Source organism: Bacteroides sp. OF04-15BH, assembly GCF_003477995.1.
GTDB lineage: Bacteria > Bacteroidota > Bacteroidia > Bacteroidales > Bacteroidaceae > Paraprevotella.
In genome coordinates, this window is the sequence record NZ_QUEM01000071.1 from 1 (window position 1) to 4582 (window position 4582).

6 protein-coding genes are annotated in these 4582 nt (G+C 38.8%); 1 reads left to right on the plus strand and 5 read right to left on the minus strand.

The genetic code is table 11. From position 1 onward, the window contains the following. Positions 1-276: 276 nt before the first annotated feature. Entirely contained in the window at positions 277-648 is a 372-nt protein-coding gene (locus tag DXA74_RS15655; RefSeq protein WP_118529051.1) for a helix-turn-helix domain-containing protein, read from the minus strand. Between the two features lie 142 nt (positions 649-790). On the opposite strand from DXA74_RS15655, the gene DXA74_RS15660 reads away from it, so the two are divergent. Beyond that, complete coding sequence (locus DXA74_RS15660) at positions 791-1201, plus strand: cupin domain-containing protein (protein WP_118529053.1); 411 nt, start codon at positions 791-793, stop codon at positions 1199-1201. Between the two features lie 125 nt (positions 1202-1326). Here DXA74_RS15660 and DXA74_RS15665 read toward each other — a convergent pair whose 3' ends face one another. The 4 genes from DXA74_RS15665 to DXA74_RS15680 are packed head-to-tail and all read right to left on the minus strand — an operon-like array spanning position 1327 to position 4386. Next, a complete protein-coding gene (locus DXA74_RS15665) occupies positions 1327-2088 on the minus strand; it encodes an EFR1 family ferrodoxin (protein WP_118529055.1) in 762 nt (253 codons plus the stop codon). A gap of 39 nt (positions 2089-2127) precedes the next feature. Next, entirely contained in the window at positions 2128-2976 is an 849-nt protein-coding gene (locus DXA74_RS15670; protein WP_199666212.1) for a nitroreductase family protein, read from the minus strand. Continuing rightward, a complete protein-coding gene (locus DXA74_RS15675; RefSeq protein ID WP_118529057.1) occupies positions 2976-3977 on the minus strand; it encodes an NADP-dependent oxidoreductase in 1002 nt (333 codons plus the stop codon). The genes DXA74_RS15670 and DXA74_RS15675 overlap by 1 nt, the downstream gene beginning before the upstream one ends. A gap of 28 nt (positions 3978-4005) precedes the next feature. Then, positions 4006-4386, minus strand: a complete 381-nt coding sequence (locus DXA74_RS15680; protein ID WP_118529059.1) for a helix-turn-helix domain-containing protein — start codon at positions 4384-4386, stop codon at positions 4006-4008. Positions 4387-4582: the final 196 nt, after the last annotated feature.

The following is a 4582-nucleotide window of genomic DNA, read 5'->3' on the forward strand; positions in this document are numbered from 1 at the left end:
AGGGTTAAGTATGCGCTAAATTAATTCCGCCAACGGGTTAAAAAAACTATGGCTAAATAGTAGTGAATATGGCAAGCATCTGTATTCTTCTCTTGGCTTTATCTGTAAAAGCAATGAAATGGAATTAATATTGAAAACAGAGATACTATAATTAAACATATTCAGAAGTATTGTCAGACGGATGCTGATACCATTCTCATATACTAATATAAAGAACAGTCTGGCACATATCTGTACTTTTTTTGACTGATGTTGGAATCTGTGTTTAATCAATATTTATTTTTTCTTACGTCTTGATATATATGCATAATTATCTAATGCCCAAGATATGAGGTCGTTCAGTATGGGAATCAAAGTTTGGCCCACATCTGTCAATGAATATTCTACTCTTGGGGGGATTTCAGCATAGAGTTTTCTTTTAACCAATCCGTCAGCTTCAAGATTCTTTAATGTCTCCGTCAGTACTTTAGGCGATATATCCGGAATTGCCTTACTTATCGTATTAAAGCGCGTTGCTTCATTTTCAGAAAGTACACACAATATGAGCATGGCCCATTTACTAGAAAACCGTGACAGGACATTACGGATAGGGCAATCCTCTATACGAGTATATTTTTTGAGATTTTCTTGTAGTTGTAAACTGTTCATTTTTAATAATAATTACCTTAAAGTAAGTGGGTTACGTTTTTGTAACTTCTTGTTTATCAATATAAAAATAACTAGCTTTGCACTATCTAAACGATAGTAAGTTTATCATGCAAAGTTAATCAACTTTATAAAAACAGAAAATATGAGCAACATTAAAATTATGAACAAGGGCGAAAAGTATGCTCACGCAACAATAGGTTGCATCAAGAGGTTTGAAGGAAAGCAGTTTGTAAAAGAAGCTACAGAGGCTACTTCATGCGAGATCTCATTGGGTACATTACCGACTGGGGTATCAGTACCTTTCTTTCATAACCATAAGAACAATGAGGAAAACTACATTATCCTGTCAGGAACAGGGAAATTTCAGGTAGATGATGAAGTTTTCGAGATTGGAGAAGGGTCAATTATACGTGTATCACCAGGATGTGACCGTAACTTAAAATGCACTTCAACTGAACCGATGACTTATATCTGTATTCAGGCAAAAGATGGAAGCCTGGAAGGCTATACGATGACGGATGCTGAGATAACAGAACGTGAGAATCTTTTATAAAATGACGATTACCTCATAAATTGGAATCCCTGACAATGATATAGTTTTAACTTTGTTGTTGTCAGGGATTTTTATTTGCTTCAGATGTATGTCAATAACTTTCAGAGGTGTACTCAAGCTGTATTTCAGATATACAGCTCACATTCTTTTCTTATACTACAAGCCTTCTTAAGCATCATGTTAACGATAGCAAGAAGCAATCCATTCACCTTTCTTGCATGATGGGGACACACTGTGACGCATCGCATGCAAGAGATACAGGCTTTCTTGTTCACTTTTTCCGGATTGTTCTTGTCGATGGCTCCTACCGGACATTTGGAAGCGCATAGACCGCATTGGGTACATGCTTTTGTTGCTTTAGGTACTATACCTGCATTAGCTGCTTTTCGGTAGGGTCTGTTGCCCGGTATTGTGGGAGTGGAAAAATCATTTTTCCTCAGTTTATCTCCAATCTGCTTTGCAAACACTCTTAAATGTCCGTAATCGTCCTTGTCCGGCCTGTTCGTGGCATATCGGTGAGCAATAGAATGTTCTGCAACAGCTGCAATAGCTGATATTACTATAAATCCGGCTTGCTGCACAATATCCTGAAGTTCTGCTAAGGTGTCTTCATAGGCACGATTACCATATACGCAAACTATGATTGCTTTTGCATCATGGCCCTGAATCTTTGCTATGCGTTCTGCGGCAGTGGAAGGTACACGGCCGCTATAGGATGGAACGGCAATTATGACTGTATCTTCATTTGTCAATGAGTATTTATTAAGATTTTCATTTCCGTTAGACAAATCAATATCTGTAATGTCTCGGCTTAATTCGTTTGACAGAAAGTCAGCAACTCTCTTTGTTCCGCCTGTCGGACTGAAAGTTATTTCATAAATTTTCATATCTTCTATCTCCTTTATTTTCCGTTTTTACTCCGCATACTAGGTGGTAATATAATAAGTGTTCTGGGGCAGTTCAATCTTTTCAGGTTCTGCCTGCTTAAAATATCCTTTCAAGCCAAGCTCCAGAGTTGTCTGATGGAAATGGGACAAAGCAATACCGACATCAACTCTTTTGATGATTTCCTCGCCTTTTGAAATTCCGGATTTGTATGTTACATAGAAATGATAGCCGTTGCCCGACTTCAACACGCGCCAAGGTTGTGTGTTCTTGTCAGAGGGTGCCAGTCTGAGCATCTCCAAAGGTTCAGCATAATCTCCCGCTTCATCTTTGTGAAGAGGAGTCTGAAAATTATCCAGATAAAATAATTTGCTCCATTCCTTTCGGCTGGAAGAGCGCATGGCAGTCCTCATTAGCGATTCCGTCATACTGCGTTTTGCTGCCGGATATCCGACCGGTGAAATGGCCGGAAACAGTTCGTTTTGGGGAATTCTCATTGCAGAAGCAAAGCCATCTCTGTTGAATGTTGCTGCCAGCCAAACTGTACCCAATCCCAATGCTGTTGCCTCCAGAATCAGATTCTCAAACTCGTATCCGGCAGCCACATGGGCTAGTTCTATATCTGGAATAGAAATACCCATAAAAGTACTTGCTCCTTTTATCACTCCGTATGTACCGAGTTTTTCACCTTCGGAAGCCAACTTCCTATCGATAATATATTTCTTCACCGGCATTCCAAAAGGATTTTCAAGACTGTCCATGTAGTCTTGAAGCAATTCTTTTACATTCGGTTCAAGAACTTTATCCTGATAGGTACGTACACTACAGCGTTTTTTTATTGTTTCGATTATAGGTATAGGTAATTTTTTGCACATTTCTATATCCTCCATTACATTTTAATGATAATCTTTCCGTTCAGTTTTCCATGGGCCATAAGTTCAAGTGCTTCATTTATCTGTGTCAGAGAGAATACTCTTGACTCAATATCAGGTTGGATATGGCATTTTTCCGCTATCTCCGTTACTTGTTTAAGCTGATCACCACTTGAACGGACGAACATGAAGCGGTATTCTTTACCTTGTTTACGGGCAGCTGAATCGTATTTATTTCCGGCAAGTGTGAACAGCACTCTCTTCAGCCATGAAAAACCGTTTCGTTTTGCAAACATCTTGTTGGGGGCAGTTCTCAAACTGAGCAACCGTCCTCCTTTTTTCAGGACAGACAACTCATGCTCAAACTCATTTGCCCCCAAAGTATCAATCACATAATCGATATCGGAGAGGACTTCCCAATAATTTTCCCTCTTGTAGTCTATATATTGGTCTGCTCCCATTTTAATAAGTTTATCTTTGGAACGTGTATTCCCGGTTACGATAACATGAAGTCCCATTGACTTGGCTATGGGTACGGCAATTTGTCCGAAGCTGCCGGAAGCACCTGTAATCAGCAATGTCTTTCCCGCCTGAACTTCAAGTTCCTCAACCAGTGCCTGATAGGCTGTCAGACCTGCCAGTGGTATTGCAGCCGCAGTTATAAAGTCATAGCCTGACGGCATTTTAGCCAATGCTTCATGATCAACAGCAACATATTCAGCAAAGGCACCTATCCTGTTTATTGGAAGTCGTGTATATACACGGTCACCTGCACTAAAGTTTTTTACGTTATTACCCGTCTTTTCCACTATACCAGAACACTCGTTCCCCAATGTCAGAGGCATTCTGTAATCTTGTATCAGTTTGACACTTCCTGTCAGTTGAAGAATATCCAAAGGATTTACAGCGGCAGCCATAACCTTGATAATAACTTCATTTTCATTTGGTTCTGGAGTTGGAACCTCATTTACGGAAACCTTAAATTCTTTTGTGTATTTCTTGATTTGTGCTGCTTTCATTATTTATGACATTATTAAAATTAAACTATCACCCATTAACTGAGGCTGTTTTTTTACGGTCACTCATAATATCATCCATATTATCGATAGACCATTGGAGTAGTGAATCGAGGATAGGCTTCAGTGATTTTGCTCTTTCTGTAAGAGCGTATTCCACTCTTGGCGGTATCTCTGAGAATATTGTTCTTGTAAGATATCCGTCTTCTTCTAGTGTACGGAGTGTCATTGACAACATTCTCTGAGATATATCCGGCATTTGTTGTTTCAATTCCGTAAAACGCATGTTCTCTTTGCCTGATCTGTCCAGGATATAAATAACAAGCAATGCCCATTTGTCGCATAATCTTGCCAGGATATTCCTTACAGGGCAACCCGGGAACATGGCGTCTTGTATTGTTGACCTTTTCATGAATTATAATAAAAATGAATATTCTTACTGATTAAATACGGTATTTTATCCGGAATGCAAAGGTAAATAATTTATTTTAATAACCAAGTATATTTTTTATACTAATGTAATGCAGACTATAAATTCAATAAAGGAAAGAATACAAAAACCTGTTGGCGGAATTAAATTTGCACATATTTAATTCCGCCAACAGGTT